Genomic DNA, 25963 nt, shown 5'->3' on the forward strand with positions numbered 1-25963 from the left:
CCGTGCCGCGGCAAACGGCCGCCGGAAACCCGGCTGCGGGGACGCGCCGGGGCCGAATCATGGCGCAGAATCCGACGGGTAGATTGGAGCCATGACTGACGTGACCTCTCCTGACTCCGAAACTTCCACGCCGGCCGGGCGCGGCACCATCCTCGTAATCAACGGCCCCAACCTTAACCTGCTGGGGACCCGCGAACCGGAAAAGTACGGCACCTCCACCCTCGCCGACGTCGAACAGCTTGCTGCCACCGCGGCAGAGGCACATGGCTTCACGGTGGAATGCATCCAGTCCAACCATGAGGGCGTCCTGCTGGACGTCATCCACGCGGCCCGCACGAACGCCGTCGCCATCGTCCTGAACGCCGGCGCCTTCACCCACACCTCCGTTGCCCTGCGCGACGCCCTGGCAGCGGTGCAGCTGCCCGCCGTCGAGGTGCACATCACCAACGTGCACCAGCGCGAGGAATTCCGGCACCACTCGTACCTGTCGCCGGTGTGCGCAGCGGTGATCGTGGGTGCGGGCGTGTTCGGCTACAAGCTCGCCATCGACTACCTGGCTGAAGCCCTGTAACCATGGCCGCCGGGCCGGAACCGCAGCCTGCACCGGACGGTGACCGCGTCCCGGCGGAGCCCGGCGGGCGCACCGCGGCGTGGTACCGGCACTTCGGCACGGTCGAGGCGCCCGGGTCCTCGCCCTGCTATGCGGAGTGGACCGTCGGCATCGCTGACGACCCACAGCTGATCGCGCGCATCAACCATTGGCCGCACCACAAGCGCCAGCCCAACCTGCTGCTTGCCGCCGCCCGCTTCCTGGGTGCCGTGCCTGGGCCCTTCGATCAGTTCCGCTGCTTCCTTGAAAGCCGCTGGGATGACATCAGCAGGATTGTCCTGAGCCGTTCCACGCAGACCAACGAGGCGGGGCGCTGCGCCACGCTCCTCCCGTCGCTTGCGGCGATTTCGGGAGCCGAATCAAAACCGCTGGCGCTGCTCGAGGTGGGCGCCTCGGCCGGTCTGGTGCTGTACCCGGACCGGTACCGCTACGAGTACGACGACGGCGCAACCGTCACGCGGTTATCTCCTTCGCCGTCCGCCGGGGAGTCGGGATCCGTTGCCGATGTGCCGATTCTGAGGTGCTCCACCAGCGGTGCCGTTCCCCTGCCGCTGGAGCTCCCGCGCGTGGTCTGGCGGGCAGGGATCGACCTGAACCCGCTCGATGTGGGCGACCCGGACGACGTCGCATGGCTGGAGGCGCTCGTGTGGCCGGAACAGGAATTTCGGCGCCGGCGGCTCCGGCAGGCTGTGGCCATCGCCCGGGAGGAGCCGCCGCTGCTGGTGGCCGGCGACCTGAACGAGAAGCTGCTGGACCTGGCCGCGAAAGCCCCCGTGGACGCGACGCTCGTGGTATTCCACAGCGCTGTAATGGGTTACCTCAGCGCGGACGGACGATCCACGTTCCGGCAGGCCATGCTGCAGCTCACGGCCAGCCGCGGATGCCACTGGCTCTCCAACGAAGGGCACATGGTCATTCACCAGGAGGACGGCTCCAACGTCGTGCCGGAGGTAGCCCCGGAGCGGATCCTGGGCCGGTTCCTGCTCACCCATAACGGAAGTCCGGTGGCCATCACCGGTCCCCACGGTCAAAGCCTCGAGTGGCTTTGAGTTAGCCGTGCCCGGCTACTTCTGGATGCACTGCCCGGAGGAAACGGGCGCACTCAGCCCGGCAGCCTGTGAGGCAACCGGGTACAGGTCATCCATGGTGATCGCGAAGCCCATTTCGGCGTCGGAGGTTGCTTTGGCGAAGATCACGCCCGCAACCTGGCCATCCATGGTCAGCAGCGGTCCGCCGGAGTTTCCGGGCTGGACGTCCCCGGCCAGGCGGTAGATGTCCTCCGGCGCCGGGTTCTCGCCGTAGATGTCGGGCACCAGGACCGAAGCGATGTCCTGGACTGTGGCGGGGTTGGACTTGAACGGACCACCATGGGGGTAACCGGCAAAGGCGGCAGCGCTGCCGCTGGGAAGGTCCGACGTCAGCGCCAGCGGCTCGGACGGCAGCCCGTCCACGGCCAACACGGCGAGGTCGTGCCGGGCGTCAAAGTAGACGACGCGCCCGGGCATCGCTCCTCCGTTGGGTACCTCCACCACCGGCTGCGACACGCCCGCCACCACATGGGCGTTGGTCACAACCCGCCCGGGAGACACCACGAAGCCGGTGCCGGTCTGGTTTTGGCCGCACTGGTAGGCCGTTCCGGCAATTTTCAAGACAGATGCGGCGGCCCGGTTCAGCGCCGGCGTGTTGGTGCTGGCGTTGGGCACGGCCACTTGAGGCCCTTGGCCCAGGCCTTCGATCAAGGTGGGAATGCCGTCGCCGATCACCGTTGAACGCAGCTGCGCGAGAGTTGCCTTCAGCGGGACGGGGGTCAGGCCGTCGATGTAGCGGATCACTCTGGACTCGGCGAGCTGCTGCGACACAAAGGGAACACCCAGGGCACTGATACTGAAAGCCAGCATGGACATAACCAGCGCTGAAACCACCAGGTTGACGGCGCCGCCAACAAGCCGGTCCACCGCGCGCAGCGGCCTGATCCGCACGGCACCGCGGATTTTCCGCCCGATCATGGTGCCGAGGCCGTGACCCATGGCCATAAGTACGACGGCGGCGGCCACGATGGCGGTAAGCCTCCAGCCGGAGTCATCCACAAACTCGCTGACCAGCGGGACGGCAAAGAAGGCAGCCACGGCGCCCGCCGCGAACCCAGCGATGCCGCCCAGGGTCACCAGGAAGCCGTTGCGCAGGCCATAGATCAGGTAAGACAGCAGGGCCAGGATCAGCGCCAGGTCCAGAACGGTCAAGCCAAACACTGACGCTCCTTTTAGTACGGTTGAGACCCAATTCTAGTGGCGTAAGCTGACATTCCTCTGTGGAGTGCCCTGCCCTGCCGGTTCGCGCGCAAAAGCTGCCTCCCCCGGCGCTGCCCACGTACCACGGCGGGCACCTTGCACCCATTCAGCGGCGTTTCCGCTGCCAACTACGTCACAGAACCTTGAAAATTCTGAAACAATGGCACAAGCGCCACAGCCGACACTTTTATTCAGGAGATTTTATGGACATCGAGGTACTGCGCCGAGCACCACTCTTCGCCACGCTTGACGACGAAGCATTCAGACTGCTGACGGACGAGCTGACCGAGGTGGACCTTTCACGTGGTGCATCGGTATTCCGCGAGGGCGACCAGGGTGACCAGCTCTACTTCATCGTCTCCGGCAAGGTGAAGCTGGGCCGCACGTCCCCCGACGGCCGGGAGTCCCTCCTCGCCATCCTGGGCCCGGGCGAACTGTTCGGCGAAATGGCACTCTTTGATCCCAGCCCCCGCACCGCCACGGCCACAGCCGTTTCCGAAACCCGCCTGGCCGGCCTGAAGAACGAGAGCCTCAACGGCCTCCTGCGGACCCGCCCCGAGGTTTCGGCCCAGCTGCTGCAGGCCTTGGCCCGCCGCCTTCGCCGCACCAACGATTCATTGTCCGATCTGGTCTTCTCCGACGTTCCGGGCCGCGTGGCCAAGGCGCTGCTGGACCTGGCAGACCGCTTCGGACGCCCGGCAACGGACGGTGTCCTGGTGGCCCACGAGCTCACGCAGGAAGAACTGGCCCAGCTGGTAGGCGCGTCCCGCGAGACCGTCAACAAGGCCCTGGCAGAGTTCGTCCAGCGCGGCTGGCTCCGCCTCGAAGCCCGCGCCGTTGTGATCCTGGACATGCAGCGCCTCCGCCAGCGCTCCCGCTAACCAAATAACAAAAGCCGCTCCGGTTCTGAACCGGAGCGGCTTTTGTTGTTAACCCACCTCCGGTGGAAGCGCCAGTCACAACCACTAGCGTTCGCGCTGGGGGTCTCCGGCTACTGTTTTGGCGGCCTCGACCTCGAGCATCAGCTTGCCCTCTTCCTCGACCAGGCTCGCCTGGTACACGTGGGGCTTGCGCTTGTAGCTGAGGTAGGCGATGCAGCCGTTCGCGACGGCCATCTTCTCGAGCATGATCTCCGAGCCCGGCACCAGGAGCTGGCCGAGCGTGAGTCCTACGGTGTTCTCCTGGCCCACCTCGTCGCCCAGGGCAGTGGTGTCGCGTTCGGCGATGACCTTGGTGGCGCACACCCAGCGGCCCCAGATGCCCTTGCTTTCCAGGAGGCTGGGCTGCTGGTTCATGGGCACGGTGGCGGCGAAATAGCGGGTGTCGAAACGGCGGTGGGCAAAGTCGGGGCTGCGCCAGTTGACCAGGGGCTTCAGCAGGTCTGTCCGCAAGGAGAGGCCCCGCTTGGCCAGCAGCTCGGTGAAGGTCTTCTCCTGGTCGGCCACTGCCACACGGATCCGCATCCATTCGTGGCTTGAAGTGCCTTCCACAGTGGTGGACATGTCCGGACCGGCCAAAAGCACGCCGGTTTCCTCGAAGAGCTCACGGATGGCGCCCACCACGTGGCGGCGCGCCAGCCCGACGTCGTCCGTCCCCAACTGCTCAGCCCAATGCTGGGGTGAGGGGCCCAGCCAGCCCACGGCGTCGTCGTCGGACGCCTCCAAAGAACCTCCGGGGAAGGCGAGCACACCCAGCGGCGAGGAGCCGGGCCGGTAGCCCAGCCACGTCTCCAGGCCGGTGGGTGAGTCCCGCAGAAGCACCACGGAGGATGCCAAGCGCGCGGCGCGCGGTGTCCGCTCGCCGTGGTCGAGCCAGCTTTGAGCCGCCCCTTCAAGGTCCTGGGGAAGGTCGAACAGGCGTCGGGCGAGCTGAGGCAATTGAGTGGACCGGTTCCTAGCTGAATTCAGCGATCAGTTCGACCTCTACGGGAGAATCGAGCGGAAGAACAGAGACGCCGACGGCGGAACGGGCGTGCTGGCCGGCCTCACCGAAGACCTGGCCCAGGAGCTCGGACGCGCCGTTGATAACACCCGGCTGGCCCGTGAAGGAAGGGTCCGACGAAACGAAGCCCACCACTTTCACAATCCGGGTGATGCGGTCAAGGTCACCTATGACGCTCTTCACGGCTGCCAGTGCATTGACCGCACAGATGGCGGCGTAGGCCTTGGCATCCTCCGGGGACACCGTGGGCTCGTCGGAAGTGCCCTCGGTACCGGTGGAAACCTTGCCGGTCGCTTCGAGTTTGCCGTTAATAAACGGCAACTGCCCTGACGTGTAAACATGGCTGCCGGAGATGACCGCCGGCACGTAGGCGGCAACGGGGGCGGCCACCTCGGGAAGGCTTAGGCCCAGCTCGGCGAGGCGCTGCTCGACGGCGGATATCGGCGCGTCCGCCGCTCCTGACGTGGTCTCTGCGGGGGTGCTCATTGCTACTGCTTCTCCCTCTTGAGGTAGGCAACCAGGCCTTTTCCGTCCGGTCCGGTAACTACCTGGACGAGCTCCCAGCCGTCCTCTCCCCACTGGTCCAGGATCTGCTTTGTGGCGTGAATAATGAGCGGAATCGTCGCGTACTCCCATTTGGTCATGAGAGAAAGACTAGTCGTTGCCGGTAAAGTGGAAAACATGGTGACTCGTAAGAACCCCATTTTCGACACGGCCACTACCCTCGGAAAGATTTTTGGCTTCCTTGGCGTGAGCGCTATTTGTGGTGTCCTGGTGGCAGGCCTGCTGGTGCCGGCCGCGGCTGTTTCGGGCAGCGCGGCGAGCGGTTCGATCGAGTTCTTCGACACCCTGCCGGCGGAGCTGAAGGTTGACCCGCCCAACCAGACCACCCGGATCCTGGCCGCTGACGGCAGCGTCATCGCCAGCGTTTTCGAGGAGAACCGCACCAAGGTCAGCCTGGACAAGATCTCGCCGTTCATGAAGGAAGCCGTTATCGCGGTGGAGGACAGCAGGTTCTTCGAGCACGGCGGCGTTGACACCACCGGCATCATGCGCGCCCTGGTGGCCACCGCCCGGGGTAACAAGCAGGGTGCCTCCACCATCACCCAGCAGTACGTCAACAACGTCCTTAACGCCAACCTCGCAGCCGAGGGCAAGGACGAGGACATCAAGCTCAACGGTGTCAACAAGGGCGTCGGCGACAAGCTTCGCGAAATGAAGCTCGCCATCGCATTGGAGAAGGAATTTACCAAGGACCAAATCCTTGAGGGTTACCTGAACATCGTCTTCTTCAACCGCGACGCCTACGGCATTGAGGCCGCATCCAAATTCTTCTTCAGCACCACAGCCAAAGACCTGACCCTCCCGCAGGCCGCACTCCTTGCCGGCCTCGTCAACAGCCCGTCAGCCTTTGACCCGATCACCAACCCGGAAAGCTCCAAGGGCCGCCGCGACCTGGTGCTGAGCCTGATGCTGAGCCAGGGCAAGATCACCCAGGCCGAGCACGACACCGCCGTCGCCACCCCCGTGGTGACCAAGGTAACCCCCGCACGCCAGGGCTGCGCCTATGCAGCCACCGCACCGTACTTCTGCGACTACGTACTGCACCTGCTGGAAAACAACCCGGCCTACGGAGCGGACCTCAAGGAGCGCCAGCGCCTCATTTACGGTGGCGGCCTCACCATCAAGACCACGCTCGATCCCAAAGCCCAGATTTCAGCCCAGGAACAGGTCAACGCGTCCGCCGGCGCCAACCCGGACAAATGGGGTGCCGCGCTGGTTTCGGTGCAGCCGGACTCCGGCAAGATCGTCTCCATGGCCCAGAACACCACGTTCCTGCCGAAAAAGGGCGGCTTTGATTCGCAGGTCAACTTCAACGTGGACCAGCTGGACAAAAACGGCAACGACCTCAACGGCCTCGGCGGCGCCCAGCCCGGGTCCACCATGAAGCCGTTCACGTTCGCGGAGTGGTTGAACGAGGGCAAGTCCATGAACACCGTGGTCAATGCCGCCCAGCGCCAGTATCCGCTGAACTTCCCGTGGCGCAACAGCTGCGGAGTGGTCACCGGCGCGTACAACAGCGCGGAGGAGGGCCTCGGCGCAGCCCAGGACCTGCAGAACGCAGAACCGCAGTTCTACCGGTACATGCCTGTCCTCTTCGGACTCTACAACTCCATCAACACCGCCACCTTTGCCTCAGCCGCACAGCTTGACTTCTGCGGCATCCAGAAGGTTGTGGACGCCGTCGGGCTCCACAGCGGCCTGCCCAGCAACGGGGATCCCAACCCCAAGATCAACATGTTCACCCTGGGTAACCTGCTTGGCTCAACGCAGACGGCCCCGCTGACCATGGCAAGCGCGTTCGCCACGTTCGCGAACGATGGCAAGTACTGCGAGCCCATCGCCATCACCTCGGTCACCGACCAGAGCGGCGCCGAGCTGCCGGCGCAGAGCAGCAGCTGCCGCGACGCAATCAAGCCCGAGGTTGCCCGGGGCGTCAACTATGCCCTGCAGGAAGTCATGAACGTCGGCTCCGGCTCGCTGATCCAGCCGCGGCTGTCCACCGATACCAACTTCCCGGTAGCCGCGAAGACCGGTACCTCCAACCTCAATGAATCCACCTGGGTGGTGGGGCACACCACCGGGCTTGCCACCGCTGCCTGGTTTGGCGATCCGCTGGGGGCCCAAAACCGGCCGGGCCGGAACCTAACCTTCAACGGCCAGTTCTACGAGTCCCTTGACGGTTACATGATCGCCGGACCGATGTTCTCCCGGTTCATGTCCCAGACCGCCCCCGCTTACGGCACCGACCCGTTCCCGGAACCGCCCAACAACATGGTGAACGGCACCCCAACCAGGACGCCCGGCTCCGAGGGCACTTCCCCCGCGACGGAGCCGTCAACCCCTGCTGCGGACAATCCGGGCAACAGCGAGAAGAAGGACTAGCCGCCCATGGCCGTCAGCCCTGCCTTGGCCAGCCGCGTCCGGAACATCGGGCGCGGCTTTGCCGTGACCGCCGCCACCGGCACTGCAGCGGGTCTCGCGGCCTTCGGGTATGGGCTGTGGGAGAGGAACCAGTTTGTCCTGCGCGAAGAAACCCTGCCCATCCTGCCGGCAGGCCAGGCGCCCTTCCGGGTCCTGCACCTGAGCGACATCCACTTTGTCCCCGGCCAGGACACCAAGGCGGCGTGGCTTGAGTCCCTGGCCTCGCTGAAGCCGGACCTGGTGGTCAACACCGGAGACAACCTCAGCCATGCCAAAGGCATAGACCCCCTCCTCAAGGCACTGCGCCCGCTCCTGGAATTTCCCGGCGTGTTCGTGCCCGGGTCCAACGACTACTACGCCCCCAGCCTCAAGAACCCCGCGTCCTATCTGCTGGGGCCTTCGAAGGCCAAACCGAAACCAACGGAACTGGACTGGCCGCGGCTGCGCTCCGGGTTCGGCATGGGCGGCTGGGTGGACCTCACCAACCGGCACCAGTCGGTGGTACTGAAGGGCATCCGCTTCGACTTCTCCGGTGTGGACGATCCGCACCTGAGCCGGGAGCGCTACGCCGGCTGGCCGCGCGGCACCCGCAACCAGGACCGGGACCCGCACCTCCGCGTGGCAGTCATCCACGCCCCCTATCAGCGCGTGCTGGACCATTTCACCGAGGACGGCGCGGACCTGCTGCTTGCCGGCCACACCCATGGCGGCCAGCTCTGCGTCCCCGGCTACGGTGCCCTCGTAGCCAATTGCGACATCCCCACGTGGCGTGCCAAGGGACTCAACGATTGGGAAAGCAACGGACGTACGACGCCGGTAAACGTCTCGGGCGGCATCGGCACCTCACGTTTCGCCCCCGTCCGCATCGCCTGCAAGCCTGAGGCTGTGCTGCTGACGCTGACGTCCCGCGAATAGGGCGTGCGCCAGGGCGTGTGAACCGGCTCATGCCATGGCATAGGGTAGTTGCTACGGGAAACTACATTCGATTTAGAGCTTGAGAAGCGGGCATGGCCAAGCAGACCTCATTTTTCAGATCCATCAGCCGTCTCTACCCCCACGTTAGGCCGATCATCCCCCGGCTGGTGCTGGGACTCATCAGCGCCCTGCTGGCCAGCCTCGTGGCGCTGGCCATCCCCCAGGTGCTCCGCGTCCTCATCAATGAGTCGCTGAAGCCCGGTGGCGCCATGGCCGCCGTCTGGACCGCCGCCGTTGTGATCCTGATCCTCGGCATTGCCGAGGCAGTCCTCGTGGCCCTGCGCCGGCAGTTTGTGATTAACCCGGCAACCACCGTGGAAACCCGGATGCGGGTCTCCCTATACGGGCACCTGCAGAACCTGACGGTGTCCTTCCATGACCGCTGGGGCTCGGGCCAGCTGCTCTCCCGCGCCATGACGGACCTGAACTTCCTGCGCCGGTGGATGGCGTTCGGCGCCATCATGCTGGTGGTCACCACCCTGACGGTGGTCATCGGCATTGTGGTGATGTTCTCCATGAGCTGGCAGTTGGCCCTGATCTTTATGGCCGCCGCGGTGCCCATCATGGCCTACGGCTTCCGTTTCCGGACCCGCTTCAGCAAGGTGGCGCGCCAAAGCCAGGACCAGGCCGGCGACCTCGCCACCACCGTGGAGGAATCCGTCCACGGCATCCGCGTCCTGAAGGCGTTCGGCCGCAGCCGCGAGGCCCTGGAGAGCTTCAATGAGCAGGCCGAGGAACTCCGCCAGACCGAGATCGCCAAGGCGAAGCACCAGGCCACGTTCACCTTGGTGGTCACCCTGCTCCCGGAACTCGCCCTGGGCGCCGGGCTGGTGGTGGGCGTGATGCTGTGCGCCAGCGGCCAGCTGAGCATCGGTGCCCTCGTGGCCTTCTTCGCCACGGCGGCGGTCATTGCCATGCCGGTGGAATTCTCCGGCATGCTGCTGGCCATGGCACTGACCGCCAAGAGCGCAATCGACCGCCACTTCGAGGTGATGGATTCGGTCAACACCATCACCAGTCCCCCGGCCCCGCGCAAGCCATCGCTGCTGTTGGGCGCCCTGCGCTTCGACAGCGCCACCTTCGCGTATGAGGACGCCCCGGACAAGCCCATCCTGCAGGACATCAACCTGGACGTCCTGCCGGGCGAAACCATGGCGCTGGTGGGCATCACCGGCAGCGGCAAGAGTGCCATGATCCAGCTGGTCCCGCGGCTGTACGACGTCACGGCCGGTTCCATCACCATCGACGGCGTGGACCTGCGCGAGTTCGACGTCGACGAGCTCCGGCGGGTGGTGGGCGTCGCGTTCGAAGACACCACCCTGTTCTCCAATTCCGTCCGGGACAACGTGCTCCTCGGGGCGCAGGAGCGGACCGAGGAGGCCCTTGACGAGGCGCTGGACGTGGCTCAGGCGCACTTCGCGTACTCGCTGCCGGAGGGGGTGGACACGCTCATCGGCGAGGAGGGCCTGAGCCTGTCCGGCGGGCAGCGCCAGCGGATCGCCCTTGCCCGTGCCATCGCGGCACGGCCCCGGGTGCTGGTGCTGGATGACCCTCTGTCTGCCCTCGACGTGCACACGGAGGAACTGGTGGAAACCCGGCTCCGCGCAGTACTGAAGGACACCACCACGCTGATCGTCGCCCACCGCCCGTCCACGGTAGCGCTGGCCGACCGGGTGGCGCTGCTCGAGGGAGGCCGGATCGCCGCCGTCGGAACACATACCGAACTGCTGGCGCACAACCCCCACTACCGCTACGTCATCGCCAGCCTCGACCAGGAACCACGGGATCTGGACACGGAACTGTCGGAGCTCGAGGAAGCGGCAGATGCAGAGGAAATCACCCGATGAGCAACGCAACCTTCGGCACGGCCAACGAGGACAACGCCCACCTGAGCAAGGCGGAAAGCAAAACCGTACGACGGCGGTCGCTCGCCTTGCTTGCCAGGCTGATCCGTCCGGTGCGGCTCAGGTTCTGGCTGACCATCGCCACAGTGGTTCTCTCGCAGGCCGCGCGTGTGGCGGGCCCGGCGCTGATCGCCTTCGGCATCGACCATGCGCTGCCCGCGCTTCAGGCCGGTGACAACCTCCCGCTGGTGCTCACCGGCGTCGTCTACCTCCTCGCGGCGATCGCGACGGCGGGACTCACTGCCCTCTACGTCACCTCCACCGCGCGGCTCAGCCAGGCCATGCTGCTGGACCTGCGCGTCCGGGTCTTCCGGCACACCCAGCGCCTCAGCCTGGAATTCCACGAAAAGTACACCTCCGGCCGGATCATCGCCCGGCAGACCTCGGACCTGGAAGCCCTTCGCGAGCTCCTCGACTCCGGTGTCAGCTCACTGGCGTCCGGCCTGCTGTTTATGATCTTCACCGCCATCACGGTTTTTGTCCTCGACTGGCGCAGCGGGCTGGTTGTCCTGGCCGCCGGCGTGCCCATGTTCTTCCTGGCGCGCTGGTACCAGAAGCACTCCCAGATCGCATTCCGTGAGTCCCGGGTGGTATCCGCGCGGCTAATTATGCACTTTGTGGAAACCATGACCGGGATCCGCGCCGTCAAGGCCTTCCGCAAGGAGCAGGAGAACGCTGAACGCTACGGCGAGCTTGCCGAGGACTACCGGCATGTCACCGTGCGGTCCATCAACCTCAACGGCATTTTCCAGCCGGGCCTGGTGCTGATCGGGAACGTTTGTGTGGCCGTGGTGCTGCTGTTCGGCGGGTTCCGTGTGCTGGACGGGGACCTTGCGGTTGGCGTGCTGCTGGCGCTGATCCTCTCCACCAAGCGCTTCTTTCAGCCGGTGGACCAGATGGCCATGTTCTACAACTCCTTCCAGAGTGCCCAGGCCGCCCTGGAGAAGGTGTCCGGCCTCCTGGAGGAGGTTCCCACGGTCCGCCCGCCCAAGAACGCCGTGGCACTGCGGGACGCCAGCGGCTGCATCGACTTCAAGGGTGTGGAGTTCCGGTACGGTGACGGTCCGGTGGTCATCCCAGCCATGGACCTGCACATCCCTGCCGGCCAGACTGTGGCGCTGGTGGGCCAGACCGGTGCCGGCAAATCCACGCTGGCGAAACTGATCGCCCGCTTCTACGATGTCACCTCCGGTTCCCTTACCCTGGACGGCGTGGACCTCCGCAACCTCAGCACCACGGATCTGCGGCGGAACATTGTGATGGTCACCCAGGAGGCGTTCCTGTTCAGCGGTTCCGTGGCAGACAACATCGCCCTGGGCCGTCCGGAGGCCTCCCGGGAGGAGATCGAGGATGCTGCCCGGGCCGTGGGCGCCCACGGATTCATTACCGAACTCCCCGAAGGCTACGACACCGACGTCAACAAGCGCGGCGGCCGGGTCTCCTCCGGGCAGCGGCAGCTGATCAGCTTCGCGCGGGCGTTCCTGGCCCGGCCAGCGGTGCTGATCCTGGACGAGGCCACCTCGTCGCTGGACATCCCCTCGGAGCGCCTGGTGCAGACCGGCCTTGCGCGGCTCCTGCGGGCAACGTCCGACGCCGGCAGCGCGGCGGCTGCTACGGTTTCCGCTGCCGAACCGGGGCCAGGTGTCACCCCGGGCAGCGCCGCCGCCGGCGGCGGCCGGACGGCGCTGATCATCGCCCACCGGCTCTCCACGGTGGAAACGGCTGACCGGGTGCTGGTGGTCCACGACGGCCGCATCGTGGAGGACGGCACCCCTGCGGAACTCATCGGTGGCGGCGGACGGTTCGCGGACCTCCACGGCGCCTGGAAGGACTCCCTGGTCTAGGGATTTGGACCCCCCAGCAGAGCCGATTTCGTATCCGGGCAGGCATCCGTTATTCTTGTAAAGTTGCTTTTGCAGCGGATCGGGATGTGGCGCAGCTTGGTAGCGCGCGTCGTTCGGGACGACGAGGTCGCAGGTTCAAATCCTGTCATCCCGACCAAATGAAAGAGGGTCTCCTTAGGGAGGCCCTCTTTTTTCATCTCCTTGCACATGCTCGGGCGGGCAAAGAAATAGCCCCGAAGCAGACCATGCTTCGGGGCTATTGCCTCCTGCGAGGAGTCTTACACCGGGTCCGGCCAGATGCCAGTGTTGGTGGTGTAGGTCTTGCCATCCTTGACGGGCTTAATGGGCTTGACCGTCTTGGACATGGGATCCGGCCAGATGCCGGTAGCTACTACAGCAATACCCGAGTTGTCAGTGGTGGAACTTGCGGACAGTACGGCCGGAGCCGCCGCTGAAAACGCCAAGGCGCCGGCTAGAACGGCGGCTGCCGCTATCTTCTTGAACATATGAGATCCTCAATGCGAGTCGGATTCGTTACAAAGTCAGCACGTCCTTGTTGACACTTATTGTAAAATATCTTCCACAGGGACTGTCAAGCTTTACGTACAAAGACTGTCCAGAATTAGGAGGAAATCCCGTGGGCAACGGATTCGGGGAAAAGCTCCGAGCGGAGCGGCTTGAGCGAGGACTTACTCAAGCCGAACTCGGCAAGGACCTCTACTCCCCCAGCTACATTTCACTCCTTGAGACCGGCCGCCGGGAGCCCACGGCTGAAGTGATCGAGGAACTCGCCCGCAGGCTCGATCTGGCGCCGAAGGCCCTGGAAGCATGGAGCCAGCCCATCTCGGTTAACGATGCTGAATACGTGCTGGCCGGACTTTACGCCCGCCAGGCCTGGGATCTGCGGGATTACGAGCTGGCTGCCAGCCACGCCGCGACTGCGGCACAGATTGCCCTCGACGGCAAAAATACGAGTGCCTGGTGGAACATGACGTACATGCAGGCGGAGTGCCTCCTGAAGCACGGCGACGTCCAGGAATGCCAGCAAATCATTCAACGCCTGCTGGAACATCCCATGGCCACCGAGTCCATCGGCCTGGCAGTACGCGCCCGCCAGATGCTGGCCACTGTTTTCCATCGTGAGGGCCAGCTTTCCCTTGCCGTGGAACATTCTTTGGAGGCGGTAAAGCTGTCCGAACAGCTTCCAAAGAATTCCAACGTCATTATCGGTGCGCTCCGTGCCCTGATTGCTGCCCTGGCCGAGAGCGGACGGCTGGATGAAGCCTGGCGCTACTGCCAGACCATGAGTGAGCAGGTGGACGAAGATTCGATGTCCCAGCTTGCGGGTGAAGTGGCATGGGTGATCGGCAACGTGGCCTTCATGCGGCATGACCACAGGGAAGGCGTGCACCAGCACGAGCGTGCGGCCAAGTTACTGTCGCCTGCCAACGACATTGAATTGTGGGCCCGTTTCAACAAGGCGACGGCTACGGTGCGGCTCTCCGCCGGCATTGTCGAGCCGGAGACACTTTCCGCCATCGAGCGTGCCGAACTGGCTTTCTCGATCGTCCGCGGCACAAAGAGCGATGAGCTGGAAGTCGCTTTCATCCGCGCCCGCTGGCTCTACCTCACGGGAGACATCGTGACGGCCGTCGACCGGCTCCGTGACATCCACGCTGAATCCGACGCGCTCGCCAAGCACACCGCCGGCGAGGTTGCCCTCCTGCTCGGCAAGTCCCTGAAGGCCGCGGGCGAAGCTGACGAAGCCCTGAAGTACCTCCAGGAAGCACAAAAGGACTTCAGTTCAGCCGGAGCCCAGGACCGCGTCCAGCAAGCGCTGGACGCCATCCTCGAAATCAGGCTCTCCCAGGAGCGTGCCGCTGCTGCCGCCGCGAAGTCGGCCAGGGCAAGCTAGGCGAACGCCCGCCCGGTCAGTTTTTCGTACGCCTCGACGTAGCGGCTGCGGGTGCGGGTGACAACGTCCTCGGGCAACGCCGGCGGCGGCACATCTGAGCTCTTGTCCCAGCCGGATTCAGCCGACGTCAGCCAGTCGCGCACATACTGCTTGTCATACGATGGCTGGGCCTGCCCGGGCTGGTATGTGGCCGCGTCCCAGAATCGGGACGAGTCCGGGGTCAGGACCTCATCACCCAGGGTGATGGCGCCGGACACGGCGTCGTAGCCAAACTCCACCTTGGTATCAGCCAGGATGATGCCGCGTTCGCGGGCGATCTTCTCCGCCGTGGAGTAGATCTTCAGGGTCAGCTCGCTGAGGCGTCCGGCGATGTCATCGCCCACCATGGCCACAACATCGTCGTAGGAGATGTTCTCGTCATGCTCGCCGATTTCGGCCTTGGCCGACGGCGTGAAGATGGGCTGCTCCAGCCGTGAACCGTCCACCAGGCCTTCTGGCAGCGGAATCTCGCAGACTGTCCCGGCGGCCTTGTACTCAAGCAGCCCGGATCCGGTGAGGTAGCCGCGGGCGATGCATTCCACGGGGAACATGTCCAGCTTTTTGCAGATCATCGCACGGCCTTCCACAGCCGCGGGAACTCCGTCCTCCACCGTGGATGCCAGCACGTGGTGCACCACATCCAGCTGGTCGAACCACCATAGGCTCAGCTGGGTCAGGATGCGTCCCTTGTCCGGGATCTCGCTTGCCAGGACGTGGTCGTAGGCGCTGATGCGGTCGCTGGCCACCACCAGGACGCAGTCCTGGCCCACCTGCTCGCGGATGGACTCATCCGCCGGTTCGTACAGGTCGCGGACCTTGCCTGAATAGACGTGTGTCCAGCCCGGCAGGTCCAGGGTTGCCGTGCTGAAGCCGCGCTGCTGCTGTGGGTCCTGAGCGGAGTTGTCAGTCATGTTATGCCTTCGCCTTCGTGACAGGCAGCGAGCCGGTTGCGTTGGAGGCAACCTTGATCTCGCCGCGGGTCGCCTTGCGTCCGATGTCCGTCCGGAACTGGGAGCCCTCCAGCTGAACCAGTTCCACGCCGTCGTACGCCCGTTCCCGTGCCTCCACCAGGTCACTGCCGAGGGCAACCACGGCGAGCACGCGGCCACCGGCGGAGACCACCTTGCCGTGCTCGTCCAGCGCGGTGCCGGCGTGGATCACGTGTACACCCTCGAGCGCATCCACTTTCTTGAGGCCGCGGATCCGGTCACCGGTGCGCGGAGTATCGGGGTAGTTTTCGGACGCGACGACGACGGCGACGGCAGTCTCCTTGGACCAGCGCAGCTCGTCCGCCTTGTCCAGTTCGCCCTTGGCAGCTGCCAGCAGCAGCGCGCCGAGCGGGGTCTTGAGCCTGGCCAGCACGGCCTGGGTCTCGGGGTCGCCAAAGCGGACGTTGAACTCGATGACGCGGGTGCCGCGCGAGGTCAGGGCCAGGCCAACGAAGAGCACACCCACGAACGGGGTGCCGCGGTTGGCCATTTCGTTCACAGTGGGCTGGGCGACGCGCTCGATGACTTCGTCCACCAGTCCGGCGGGGGCCCATTCGAGTGGGGTGTACGCGCCCATGCCGCCGGTGTTGGGGCCTTCGTCGTTGTCGAAGATGCGTTTGAAGTCCTGCGCCGGGGACAGGGCCACGGTGTTGCGGCCGTCGCACAGGACAAAGACGGACACTTCGGGGCCATCAAGGAATTCCTCGATCACCACGGTGCCGCCGGCGTCGAAGCACGTCTGGGCGTGGGCCAGGGCTTCGTCACGGTTCTTGGTGACTACAACGCCCTTGCCTGCTGCGAGGCCGTCGTCCTTCACCACGTAGGGTGCGCCGAAGGTGTCCAGGGCCGAGGCCGCTTCCTCGGCGTTGGTGGCAACCATGGCCATGGCAGTGGGCACACCGGCTTCAGCCATGACTTCCTTGGCGAACGCCTTGGAGGCCTCCAGCTGGGCTGCGGCCTTGCTGGGTCCAAAGACCGGAATGCCGGCGTCGCGGACGGCGTCGGAGACCCCGGCAGCAAGCGGCGCCTCGGGCCCAACCACCACGAGGTCCACGCCGAGCTTGGTGGCCAGGGCCGCTACGGCGTCAGGATTATTCCCGTCGATGTTGTGGGTGGGGACCAGCTTGCTGATGCCGGCGTTGCCGGGAGCTGCATGGACCTCGGACACGTTGGGATCGGCGAGCAGGGAGCGGACAATGGCGTGTTCGCGGCCTCCAGGGCCAATGACGAGTACCTTCACAGTCACCAAGGGTACTTTGTGGACCCTGCCCTTTCCTAAGGCGGGTGTTCCTAATTCCTAAGGCGGGTGTTCCTAAGCTGTGTCCCCGCCGAACCATCCCTGTTGCCCGCCGTAACGAATCCACACCATGAAGAAGCTCGTGAACTGGCTCAGGGAACCCGCCGCTATGGCCGCATTGGGAGGTGTGGCAGCAGCCGCCGTCGTGCTCTCGGTGGCCGAACTGATCGGCGCGTTTTTTACGGCGCGGGCTACCCCCGTCATTGCACTGGGGTCCACATTCATCGACTTCACCCCGCCATGGATGAAGGATTTTGCCATTGCGACGTTCGGCACCAATGACAAGGCCGCGCTGTTTGTGGGGATGGGACTGACCATCTTCCTGCTTGCGTGCGTCCTGGGCGTCGTGGCTTACCGCAAATGGGCGCTGGGTGTGGCCGGTGTGCTGCTCATGGGATCGGTGATTGTGGCCAGCGTGGTGACACGGGCGGGCGTCAAGCCGGTGGATGCCATCCCCACCGTGCTGGGCACCCTGGCCGGCCTGGTGGTGCTGCGGCTATTGATTGCGCCGCTCTGGCGGCTCAAGTCCTGGCCGGAAGCGCCTGCCGGCACGGGGGCGGGGGAACCTGGCCGGCCTGCCACGAGCCGCCGCCGCTTCTTTGCCGCCACGGCCATTACGGTGGCGGGCGCCGGGATCGCGGCCACGGGCGGACGCCTGCTCAGCACCGCCCGCAACAACATCGCCAAAGCCAGGGAGTCCCTGCAGCTGCCCACGCCGGTGAAGGCTGCCGCCGCTGTGCCCCCAGGCGTGCAGTCCCCGGTGGCCGGCGTGACGCCGTGGATCACCCCCAACGGGGAGTTCTACCGGATCGACACAGCCCTGAGCGTCCCCGAAATCAACGTCGAGGACTGGGAACTGCGCGTCCACGGCCTGGTGGAGGAGGAAATTCGCCTGAGCTTCCAGGACCTGCTCGACGCCGACCTCATCGAATCGCATGTAACACTCACCTGCGTCTCCAATCCCGTGGGTGGAAACCTCGCCGGCAATGCGAAATGGCTGGGTCTCCCCCTCCGCGAAGTCCTTAAGAGGGCAAGGCCGCAGGCCGGGGCGGACATGGTGCTGTCCACGTCGATTGATGGCTTCAGCGCCTCCACGCCTCTGGAAGTCCTGCTGGATGACCGCGACGCGATGCTGGCCATCGGCATGAACGGCGAGCCGCTGCCGCTCGAACACGGCTATCCGGTGCGCATGGTGGTACCGGGACTGTACGGGTTTGTCTCCGCCACGAAATGGGTGGTGGACCTGGAAGTGACGCGTTTCGCGGACAGCAAGGCTTACTGGACGCAGCGCGGCTGGTCGGAGCGCGGGCCCATCAAGACCATGGCCCGGGTGGAGGTCCCGAAGTCCTTCGCCAAGGTTCCGGCAGGCCGCGTGGCGATTGGCGGGACGGCGTGGGCGCAGACCCGCGGCATCACTAAGGTGGAAGTCCAGATCGATAACACCCCGTGGGCCGAAGCCGTGCTGTCCAGCGAGGCGTCCCTCATCACCTGGCGCCAGTGGTCCTTCGACTGGGAAGCCACGCCGGGTCCGCATTACATCAAGGTCCGGGCCACGGACGGCACCGGTGAGGTGCAGACGGACCAGCGGGCCGATCCCGTCCCGAATGGTGCCTCCGGCTGGCAATCAGTCATGGTCACCGTGGAGTAGCCCGGCATTCCGCGGGCCTTCCGCAGGCCTTCCGCAGGCCTTCCGCAGGCCTTCCCTCCGGGGGGCATTACGCAGGCCTTCCGCAGTCCTTCCCTCCGGGGGACCTAGACTGGCAATATGCCGCACAACCCGCATGCCACGTTCACCGTGGACTCCGCTGTCGAACTCGCCGTCATTGAACGCAGCGGATTTGTGGAGTCCCGGCACATCGGTTCCGCAGTAGTAATGTCAGCCGACGGCAACGTGGTCACCGAACTTGGTGACATCAGGACTCCGCTCTACGCCCGCTCTTCGCTCAAACCGCTGCAGGCGCTGGCGTCCATGCAGTCCGGGGTCCCGCTGCGAGGCGCCCAGGTGGCAGTGGCCTGCGGCAGCCACGTGGGCTCCCTGGACCACATGGATGTGGTGGAGGGCATGCTCAAGGCCGCGGGTGTGAAAGAAGAACAGCTGCAGTGCCCCGCCGCCTGGCCGCAGGACGAAACGGCCCGCAACTGGCTGCTGCGCTCCGACCGCGGCAAGTCCAAGCTCGCATTCAACTGCTCCGGGAAACACGCGGCTTTCCTGTGGGCCTGCACGGAAAACGGCTGGGACACGCACAGCTACCTCGAGCCGAACCATCCGCTGCAGCAACGGGTCCGCAGCGTGATCGAAGAATACAGCGGCGAGCACATTGCCCATCTGGGCATTGACGGGTGCGGGGCACCGGTGGCCGCTATCTCGCTGACCGGACTGGCCCGCGCCTATTCCATGCTGGCCAAGGCGCCGGGAGACAAGAATTCCAACGCCCGCGCCGCTACCATCGCCACCTCCATGCTTGACTACCCCTGGGCCGTCCAGGGCCGCGGCGAGGCCAACACCATCGTGATGGACGAGCTGGGCGTTATCGCCAAGATCGGGGCCGAAGGCGTGCTGGCCATGGCCACACCCCAAGGCGTCTCAGTGGCCATCAAGATGCTGGACGGGAACCTGCGGGCCACCTCGCTGGTGGGCCTGACCCTCCTGGCGGCCGCCGGAGCCGTGGATATCCCCGGTGTCTCCAGCGTCCTGGAAAAAGTGGTTGCCCCGGTGATGGGCGGCAGCCACCCGGTGGGCAAGATCCGTCTGGGCCCGGCCGTGTCCGCACTCCTCGACTGATGGCGGTAGCACGCCGCCGGATCGGCATCGAAGAAGGCACGGCGGCACTGGCCGCGTGGCGGGAAGCCGCCGCAACGCCGTCGGACGCTCCACTCCCCCGCAGCGTCACCGCCACGGCCGTGCGGTACACGCTGGAGGAAGTGACGGCGCGGGCGCCGGGCAACTCGGTGGAGGTGCGGGTGCCGCCGTTCGGCGTCACCCAGTGCGTCGAGGGGCCGCGGCACACGCGCGGCACCCCGCCGAACGTGATCGAGTGCGACGCCGCCACCTGGCTGTCGTTGGTCACCGGCCAGTTGACGTGGGCGGACGCTGTCGCGGCGCACCGGTTGGCCGCGTCCGGACTGCGCGCGGACCTCTCAGCCCTCCTGCCGCTTTAGGGCATGTTGCCGGGTTGCCGTCCGAGGCTCCTGGCCGGGGCTACGTTCCGGGCTTGAGAACCACCTTGATGCAGCCGTCCTCTTTCTTCTGGAACTTCTCGTACAGGGCGGGCGCACCGTCCAGGCGAGCGGTGCGTGACCAGATCCATCACACCCAGCGGATCGGCGTCGTCCTCCACGAGCGGCAGCAGGTCATCGGTCCACCGCCGCACGTTGCACTGACCCATCCGCACCTGGATCTGCTTATCGAACATGGTCAGCAACGGCATGGGGCTGGCCTGGCCGCCGTACACCCCGCCGAGCGATACCGTTCCGCCACGACGCACGGCGTCGATGGAGGTGTGCAGCGCGGCCAGGCAGGTTGGTCACGGCGCTGCCCACTTCCTCCACGATGCCCATTGGTTCGTGCCCGATTACGTCCCTCTTGTGCATGTAGGGGCCGAGGACTTCGTAAAGGTGGAGATCTGATCCACAGATAGCCGTGGACGTGATCCGCACGATCGCATCCGTGGGTTCCTGGATCACGGGGTCGGGGACGTTTTCCACACTGACCGAGCGTTTGCCTTGCCACGTGAGTGCCTTCATGGTCTGCCTTTCTGTGGGGTCCGGGCTGGGGTCGGCCCTTCGACGCTAACCGGTTGACGCGGAAAAAGTAAGCAGACTGACTAAGTTCCTTGTGGAGGCCCGGGGCGGCCTCTAGCGTAGGGAGGGACAGCTTGTGACCCAGCGACAGTGAGGAGGCGCCACCATGGCGCTGTACCAGCCGGAACCCGTAGAGATCTCCACCAGAATGCGTCCCGGGGAATGGACGGACGCCACTCTTGCGGAACTCGTGGCCAGCTACCGGGCCAGGATCGTGGAGATGGGCGCTTCGGCTTCGGAGGTGGTGGAGGAGATCGAAAAGAACGACGACGGTTCGGTCAAGGTCAATGTCTCGTGGATCAAACCCGATCTGGCCGAGGAAGCGGGCTTCACCAGGGAGGGCACCACCAACGCCGAAGGCCGTCAGCCTTAGACGTTAATTTAGGTTCCCGGGGTCTGCGGCCCAGGCGTTTGCGGCTCCAGCCCGAGCAGCCTGCCGATGGCACTGTCCTGCAGGTTCTCGAGCAGGTCCCGCGGGCCGGCGTAGACCTCGGCGGCACCCGCATCAAAAAGTTCAGCGGCGCTCCTGCCGCCGCAGGTGACGCCGATGGCCGGCATCCCCAGTGCGGCGGCCGCCTTCATATCCCACACCGCATCCCCCACATACACGGCGCCGGCCGCCGGGACGCCGACGGCTTCCAGTGCCGCCACGAGGATGTCCGGGGCGGGCTTGCTTTCCTTGGCGTCATTGGAGCTGGTGGCGGCATGGATAAAGGCGTCCGCTGCGAGTGCCCTGCGGCTGGCCGCCAGGTCCTGTTTGCGCGCGGACGACGCCAGGGCGACGGCGAGTCCCCCGGCGTGGCACTGGGCAAGCAGGTCCTTAGCGCCGTCGAGCGGACGCAGTGACGGCCAGCTTGTGGCGAAAATCGCCGCATGGCTGGCCATGATGTCGGCGTCGGCATCCGTGTCCCGGCCTGCGGGGAGGAGGCTGTCCACCAGGCGGTCGCCGCCCATTCCCACGCACCAGTGGATGGCTGCCATGGGGACGTCATGCTGGTGCTGGCGAAATGCCTGCCACCACGCCATGGTGTGGACGTAGGCGGAATCCACCAGCGTCCCATCAACGTCGAAAAGTACGGCGCCCCGCCACCAGGTGGCGGGGCCATGGCTCTGCGGGACCATCACCTGACTGCAGCGCGCGGGGTCTTTGAAACCTTCCTGCCCCGGGAACCCGGGCTCTCCTTCGGGGCGGATACGGGACGAACGTGGTCTCGGATAACTGCCCCAGCACCATTGCTGCTGCAGTCCCTGATCAGGCCCGTGCCGGCGATCTCACGGGCCATCGCGACGCCGGCCACCGCGGCGCGCTTGGTGGGAAAAGTCACCGAGATTGCCATCAGGCCCCCTGAGCCGTCCAGCATCCTCACCCTGTAGCCGCCGTCAGGCGCATCAACCAGCTCAAAATGTCCGGCCATTACCAACCACCCCTCTTTTGGTCGCGGCGTGTGCTTTTGGGGCACTCCGCGAGTATTAGTAAGTTTACTTATCTATTCTCCGTAGTTGAAGGGGCCGGGCCACGGGCAGGTCGCTACTGACCTACCCTTTCTGGCTCCGGTTCCGACTCCGGCGGAATAGGGGTATCACTCCGGCGAACCATATCCTGATGCAGCTCGAGAGCGCTTGTCACAAGCGCGAAGTGGCTGAACGCCTGGGGCGTATTGCCCAGTTGCCGTCCCGCCCCCACAGCCCATTCCTCACTGAGCAGGCCCACATCGTTGCGCAGTTCCAGCAGCCGTTCGAAGAGCGCGGTGGCGTCCTGGCTGCGCCCGGCCCCCAGAAGCGCCTCCACCAGCCAGAAGGAGCAGGCCAGGAACACACCCTCGTCCCCCGGCAGCCCGTCGTCGCTGTCCGCTGGGCGGTAGCGCAGTACAAATCCATCCTCGGTCAGCTCACGCTGGATCGCGTCGATGGTTCCCACCACGCGGGGATCATCCGGCGGCAGGAACCCTACCCGCGGGATCAGCAGCAGGCTGGCATCAAGTTCCGGGCGCCCATACGACTGCACAAACGTGTTGCGCACAGGGTCGAAACCGTTGGACATGACGTCCTGGTGGATGGTGTCGCGAAGGGCTTCCCAGCGTTCCACGGGTCCTGGCAGCCCGAAGTCACGGACACCTTTGACCATCCGGTCAGCCGCTACCCAGGCCATCACCTTGGAATGGGTGAAATGGCGCCTCGGCCCGCGCATCTCCCACAGCCCGTTGTCCGGCTGGTCCCAGATGGTTTCCAGATGCTGCATCAGGGCGAGCTGCAGGTCCCAGGATTCATCGGTGTGTTTCAGCAGGGAGTTCCGGGTCAGCGCAAGGCAATCGAGCACCTCACCCCAGACGTCCAGCTGAAGCTGCTCGGCGGCGCCGTTGCCGGTCCGTACCGGCTTCGAATTCTCGTACCCGGCCAGCCAGGGCAGTTCCATCTCCGGAAGCCTGCGTTCGCCGTGGATTCCGTACATGATCTGCAGGTCGGCCGGATCGCCCGCCACGGCGCGGAGCAGCCAGTCACGCCAGGCGGCCGCCTCCGTCGTGTAGCCGGCAGCCAGCAGCGCCTGCAGCGTCAGGGTGGCGTCCCGGAGCCAGCAGTACCGGTAGTCCCAGTTGCGCGGACCACCGAGCTGTTCAGGCAGGGACGTAGTCACCGCCGCGACGATGCCGCCGGTGGGGGCGTACGTCAGGGCTTTGAGGGTCACGAGTGAGCGGACCACGGCGTCCTGGTACTTGCCCTGGACAGTGCACTGGGAAGCCCAGCCGCGCCAGTAGGCCAGCGTTGTGCCGAGCACGTGCTCCGCGTCCACGGTGTGGGGACGGGGAACATGGCTGGGCGCCCATGTCAGGACAAAGGGCACCCGTTCCCCGGCCTGGACCGTGAAGTCACTGATCGAGTGCATGTTTTCGCCATGGATGGGTGCCGTGGTGACGAAGTAGACCGCGTCCGGACCGGCGATGGCGTGCAGGCCGTGCTTGTCCTTCCGCACCCAGGGGACAATGTGCCCGTAGTCGAATCTCAAGGCCAGTTCGCTGTGCATCCTGACGCTCCCGGTGACGCCTTCCACGATCCGCACAATGTCCGCCACCTCGTCACGCGGCGGCATGAAATCAATGACCTTTACAGTGCCGTCCGGGGTTTCCCATTCCGTTTCGAGGACCAGGGTGCCGTCCCGGTAGCTGCGTCTGGTGCACGTGCCGCCGCCTTCGGGTGCCAGCAGCCAGCGTCCGGAGTCGGGCGTATCAACAAGCGCGCTGAAACAGGCCGGAGAATCGAAGCGGGGCAGACAGAGCCAATCGATGGAGCCCGCGGTGCTGACCAAGGCGCCGGTGTGTAGGTCGCCAACAACTGCATAATCCTCGATGAGCGCCATGACCTTACACTGCCACAAGGACGCCGCCCGCAGGGCAAGACAGGGGAAGCACGGCGCGGTAGCCTGACAGGACGGCCAGTCCCCGCAACACCGGAGGCACCATGATCCACCCCGCTTGCCCGGACGTCAGCTGACCGTGGCGATCCATATCGGCACCTCCGGCTGGAGCTACGACCATTGGGAAGGCGTGCTGTACCCGCCGGGCCTCCCGGCCAGGGACAGGCTGCAGCATTATGTTGCCCGGTTCAGCACCGTCGAGCTGAACGCCAGCTTTTACCGCTGGCCAAGGGATACCTCCTTCGCCAGTTGGCGCCGGCGGCTCCCGGACGGATTCGCCATGTCAGTCAAGGCTCCCCGGGGCCTGACGCACGCCAAGAAGCTTTACGCGCCCGAAGTATGGCTGGAGCGGATTGCCCGGTGCTGGCACGAGCTGGGTGACAAGCGGGCCGTGTTGCTGGTCCAGCTCCCTCCGCAGCTGGCACGCGATGACTCGAGACTGGATTACTTCCTCGCCAGGGTCCCGTGGTGGATTCGCGTGACCGTCGAGTTCCGGCATCCCAGCTGGGACCACCCGGACGTTTATTCACTGCTGGAACGGCACGGTGCCGCCTACTGCATCATGAGTGGCGCCCAGCTCCCGTGCATCCTTCGCGCCACCGCACCGTTCGTGTACATCCGGCTCCACGGTCCCGACCATCAGCACCTCTACGACGGCTCCTACTCGGATGCGGATCTGCAGTGGTGGGCGGACCGCATCAGGGAATGGTCGGCGTCGGGCCTCGACGTCTACGCCTATTTCAACAACGACGGCGGCGGGAACGCCGTGCGGAACGCCGGGACCCTCCGGTGGTTCCTTGGGGCGGGCTGACGTCACGCACGACGGCGGGACCGCCGCACGTGCCCTGCGCGGCGGTGCGCTGTGGCAGAGTGGAGGAATGGTCAGGGCTCCCCAGAACGCACCGCAGAACACTCCGCACCCAGCACCGCTGTCCGGCAGGCAGCTGTTCCGCCTGGCTCACCGGATTTCGGACACCGTCAACGGCACCCGCACGCGGCTCGCCGGACGATGGAATTTCGCGCCGCAGACCATCGCGTACCAGGGCTACGGGTCATCCACCGGGTGGGTGCGCGTCCTCGGCCGGGTCCTGCTGACCAAAAAGCCCACCCCCGGCAGCCGGGCAGAACACGCAGCCCTCAACGGCACCCAGAATGTCCGCGGCTGGCGGGCCTTCACCAGCGTTCCCGTGCAGCACACCGGGGTGGAAATCACCATCGGCGGCGTCACCACCCGGGTCAAGGCAGACCGGGGCGGGCTGATCGACACCGTGGTGGACGTGGCGCTTTCCCCAGGCTGGCACACCGCAACCCTGCAGGCTGACGGGACCGAACCGGTGGATGCGCTGATCCAGGTGATCGATGCCAACGCGAAGTTCGGCATCGTCTCCGACATCGACGACACCGTGATGGTGACCGCCTTGCCGAGGCCGTTCCTGGCACTCTGGAACACGTTTGTGCTCAGCGAAAGGGCACGTATGGCCACCCCCGGAATGGCTGTCCTGCTCGACCGGCTCACCCTGGAACACCCGGACGCCCCGGTCATCTACCTGTCCACCGGTCCGTGGAACGCCGCCCCCACCCTGAAGCGGTTCCTGGGCCGGAACATGTATCCGTCCGGCGCCCTCCTGCTCACGGACTGGGGCCTGACGCAGGACCGCTGGTTCCGCAGCGGGCAGGAACACAAGCACCGCAATTTGGAACGCCTCGCCACGGAATTCCCGGACATGCGGTGGCTCCTGATCGGCGACAACGGCCAGCACGACGAGCAGATCTACTCAGGCTTCGCCCAGGACCACGGGGACAAGGTTGCCGCCATCGCCATCCGGCAGCTCTCTGTCAGCGAGTCGGTCTTTGCAGGCGGCCACTCCGAGGACGGGGACCACACCACGTCGGTGGTGCCCTGGATCTATTCGACGGACGGCGCGGGAATGGCCAAACAGCTTAGGGTCCTGGACCTGCTCTAAAC

Annotated in this window: 24 protein-coding genes, 1 tRNA gene and 1 pseudogene; 16 read left to right on the forward strand and 10 right to left on the reverse strand. The window is 65.6% G+C overall.

Annotation, left to right across the window (positions count from 1 at the left end; all coding sequences use genetic code 11):
- Window positions 1-91: 91 nt before the first annotated feature.
- Together aroQ and J2808_RS09020 are read left to right on the forward strand one after the other, a co-directional pair.
- Window positions 92-571, forward strand: coding sequence for a type II 3-dehydroquinate dehydratase (aroQ, locus tag J2808_RS09015; protein WP_309814874.1), 480 nt, complete (start codon window positions 92-94; stop codon window positions 569-571).
- A gap of 2 nt (window positions 572-573) precedes the next feature.
- Window positions 574-1659, forward strand: a complete 1086-nt coding sequence (locus J2808_RS09020; protein WP_309814877.1) for a DUF2332 domain-containing protein — start codon at window positions 574-576, stop codon at window positions 1657-1659.
- 15 nt (window positions 1660-1674) lie between these two features.
- Here the strand turns inward: J2808_RS09020 and J2808_RS09025 are convergent, their stop codons facing one another.
- Window positions 1675-2859 (reverse strand): MarP family serine protease, encoded by a 1185-nt coding sequence (locus J2808_RS09025; protein WP_309814880.1) that lies wholly within the window; start codon window positions 2857-2859, stop codon window positions 1675-1677.
- Window positions 2860-3101: 242 nt separating this feature from the next.
- Here J2808_RS09025 and J2808_RS09030 point away from each other — a divergent pair, with 242 nt between their 5' ends.
- Window positions 3102-3779, forward strand: coding sequence for a Crp/Fnr family transcriptional regulator (locus tag J2808_RS09030; protein ID WP_123254700.1), 678 nt, complete (start codon window positions 3102-3104; stop codon window positions 3777-3779).
- A gap of 84 nt (window positions 3780-3863) precedes the next feature.
- Here J2808_RS09030 and J2808_RS09035 read toward each other — a convergent pair whose 3' ends face one another.
- Genes J2808_RS09035 through J2808_RS09045 form a run of 3 tightly spaced genes read right to left on the reverse strand, consistent with a single transcriptional unit; the run spans window position 3864 to window position 5483 of the window.
- Window positions 3864-4775, reverse strand: coding sequence for an NUDIX hydrolase (locus tag J2808_RS09035; RefSeq protein WP_309814886.1), 912 nt, complete (start codon window positions 4773-4775; stop codon window positions 3864-3866).
- Window positions 4776-4791: 16 nt separating this feature from the next.
- Window positions 4792-5325 carry a RidA family protein gene (locus J2808_RS09040; RefSeq protein ID WP_309814889.1) on the reverse strand — a complete coding sequence of 178 codons (534 nt, stop codon included), beginning with the start codon at window positions 5323-5325 and terminating at the stop codon, window positions 4792-4794.
- Between the two features lie 2 nt (window positions 5326-5327).
- Window positions 5328-5483: a DUF4177 domain-containing protein gene (locus J2808_RS09045; protein WP_207617701.1), complete on the reverse strand. Its 156-nt coding sequence runs from the start codon at window positions 5481-5483 to the stop codon at window positions 5328-5330.
- 37 nt (window positions 5484-5520) lie between these two features.
- Here J2808_RS09045 and J2808_RS09050 point away from each other — a divergent pair, with 37 nt between their 5' ends.
- The 5 genes from J2808_RS09050 to J2808_RS09070 all read left to right on the forward strand — a co-directional run bounded on the left by J2808_RS09050 (window position 5521) and on the right by J2808_RS09070 (window position 12704).
- Complete coding sequence (locus tag J2808_RS09050) at window positions 5521-7785, forward strand: transglycosylase domain-containing protein (protein WP_309814895.1); 2265 nt, start codon at window positions 5521-5523, stop codon at window positions 7783-7785.
- A gap of 6 nt (window positions 7786-7791) precedes the next feature.
- Window positions 7792-8739 (forward strand): metallophosphoesterase, encoded by a 948-nt coding sequence (locus J2808_RS09055; RefSeq protein WP_309814898.1) that lies wholly within the window; start codon window positions 7792-7794, stop codon window positions 8737-8739.
- Window positions 8740-8831: 92 nt separating this feature from the next.
- Window positions 8832-10646 (forward strand): ABC transporter ATP-binding protein, encoded by a 1815-nt coding sequence (locus tag J2808_RS09060; RefSeq protein ID WP_309814900.1) that lies wholly within the window; start codon window positions 8832-8834, stop codon window positions 10644-10646.
- Window positions 10643-12547 carry an ABC transporter ATP-binding protein gene (locus tag J2808_RS09065; protein WP_309814902.1) on the forward strand — a complete coding sequence of 635 codons (1905 nt, stop codon included), beginning with the start codon at window positions 10643-10645 and terminating at the stop codon, window positions 12545-12547. Before J2808_RS09060 ends, J2808_RS09065 begins: the two co-directional genes overlap by 4 nt.
- Before the next feature lie 80 nt (window positions 12548-12627).
- A tRNA-Pro gene (locus J2808_RS09070) sits at window positions 12628-12704 on the forward strand.
- A gap of 121 nt (window positions 12705-12825) precedes the next feature.
- Here J2808_RS09070 and J2808_RS09075 read toward each other — a convergent pair.
- Window positions 12826-13053 carry a hypothetical protein gene (locus tag J2808_RS09075; RefSeq protein ID WP_309814906.1) on the reverse strand — a complete coding sequence of 76 codons (228 nt, stop codon included), beginning with the start codon at window positions 13051-13053 and terminating at the stop codon, window positions 12826-12828.
- 131 nt (window positions 13054-13184) lie between these two features.
- Between J2808_RS09075 and J2808_RS09080 the strand changes: the two genes are divergently transcribed.
- Entirely contained in the window at window positions 13185-14462 is a 1278-nt protein-coding gene (locus tag J2808_RS09080) for a helix-turn-helix domain-containing protein (protein ID WP_309814908.1), read from the forward strand.
- Here the strand turns inward: J2808_RS09080 and J2808_RS09085 are convergent.
- Together J2808_RS09085 and purD are read right to left on the reverse strand one after the other, a co-directional pair.
- Complete coding sequence (locus J2808_RS09085) at window positions 14459-15412, reverse strand: phosphoribosylaminoimidazolesuccinocarboxamide synthase (protein ID WP_309814911.1); 954 nt, start codon at window positions 15410-15412, stop codon at window positions 14459-14461. The two genes, J2808_RS09080 and J2808_RS09085, sit on opposite strands and share 4 nt — an antisense overlap.
- A gap of 1 nt (window position 15413) precedes the next feature.
- Entirely contained in the window at window positions 15414-16730 is a 1317-nt protein-coding gene (gene purD / locus J2808_RS09090) for a phosphoribosylamine--glycine ligase (RefSeq protein WP_309815565.1), read from the reverse strand.
- 127 nt (window positions 16731-16857) lie between these two features.
- On the opposite strand from purD, the gene J2808_RS09095 reads away from it, so the two are divergent.
- From J2808_RS09095 to J2808_RS09105, 3 genes are all read left to right on the forward strand, one after another.
- Window positions 16858-18435, forward strand: a complete 1578-nt coding sequence (locus tag J2808_RS09095) for a molybdopterin-dependent oxidoreductase (protein ID WP_309814914.1) — start codon at window positions 16858-16860, stop codon at window positions 18433-18435.
- Window positions 18436-18552: 117 nt separating this feature from the next.
- Window positions 18553-19569, forward strand: coding sequence for an asparaginase (locus J2808_RS09100; protein ID WP_309814917.1), 1017 nt, complete (start codon window positions 18553-18555; stop codon window positions 19567-19569).
- On the forward strand, window positions 19569-19946 hold the full coding sequence (locus J2808_RS09105) for a sterol carrier family protein (protein WP_309814919.1): 378 nt from the start codon (window positions 19569-19571) through the stop codon (window positions 19944-19946). The genes J2808_RS09100 and J2808_RS09105 overlap by 1 nt, the downstream gene beginning before the upstream one ends.
- Before the next feature lie 40 nt (window positions 19947-19986).
- On the opposite strand, the pseudogene J2808_RS09110 reads toward J2808_RS09105, so the two are convergent.
- Window positions 19987-20531 (reverse strand): annotated as a pseudogene (locus J2808_RS09110) (alcohol dehydrogenase catalytic domain-containing protein).
- Window positions 20532-20694: 163 nt separating this feature from the next.
- Between J2808_RS09110 and J2808_RS09115 the strand changes: the two are divergent.
- Window positions 20695-20961 carry a hypothetical protein gene (locus tag J2808_RS09115; protein WP_309814922.1) on the forward strand — a complete coding sequence of 89 codons (267 nt, stop codon included), beginning with the start codon at window positions 20695-20697 and terminating at the stop codon, window positions 20959-20961.
- 8 nt (window positions 20962-20969) lie between these two features.
- On the opposite strand, the gene J2808_RS09120 is transcribed toward J2808_RS09115, so the two are convergent.
- Window positions 20970-21710, reverse strand: a complete 741-nt coding sequence (locus J2808_RS09120; RefSeq protein WP_309814925.1) for an HAD family hydrolase — start codon at window positions 21708-21710, stop codon at window positions 20970-20972.
- On the opposite strand from J2808_RS09120, the gene J2808_RS22275 reads away from it, so the two are divergent.
- Window positions 21693-21962, forward strand: a complete 270-nt coding sequence (locus J2808_RS22275; protein WP_397428020.1) for a hypothetical protein — start codon at window positions 21693-21695, stop codon at window positions 21960-21962. The genes J2808_RS09120 and J2808_RS22275 overlap by 18 nt on opposite strands.
- 154 nt (window positions 21963-22116) lie before the next feature.
- Here the strand turns inward: J2808_RS22275 and J2808_RS09130 are convergent, their stop codons facing one another.
- The gene (locus J2808_RS09130; RefSeq protein WP_309814931.1) at window positions 22117-23940 is read right to left on the reverse strand and encodes a glycoside hydrolase family 15 protein; all 1824 of its coding nucleotides are present in this window, start codon (window positions 23938-23940) and stop codon (window positions 22117-22119) included.
- A gap of 136 nt (window positions 23941-24076) precedes the next feature.
- Between J2808_RS09130 and J2808_RS09135 the strand changes: the two genes are divergently transcribed.
- Both J2808_RS09135 and J2808_RS09140 read left to right on the forward strand, forming a co-directional pair.
- Entirely contained in the window at window positions 24077-24808 is a 732-nt protein-coding gene (locus J2808_RS09135) for a DUF72 domain-containing protein (RefSeq protein WP_309815567.1), read from the forward strand.
- Between the two features lie 67 nt (window positions 24809-24875).
- Window positions 24876-25961: an App1 family protein gene (locus tag J2808_RS09140; RefSeq protein WP_309814934.1), complete on the forward strand. Its 1086-nt coding sequence runs from the start codon at window positions 24876-24878 to the stop codon at window positions 25959-25961.
- Window positions 25962-25963 lie beyond the last annotated feature (2 nt).

The sequence above is a fragment of the Pseudarthrobacter sulfonivorans genome (assembly GCF_031454915.1).
Taxonomy (GTDB): domain Bacteria; phylum Actinomycetota; class Actinomycetes; order Actinomycetales; family Micrococcaceae; genus Arthrobacter; species Arthrobacter sulfonivorans_C.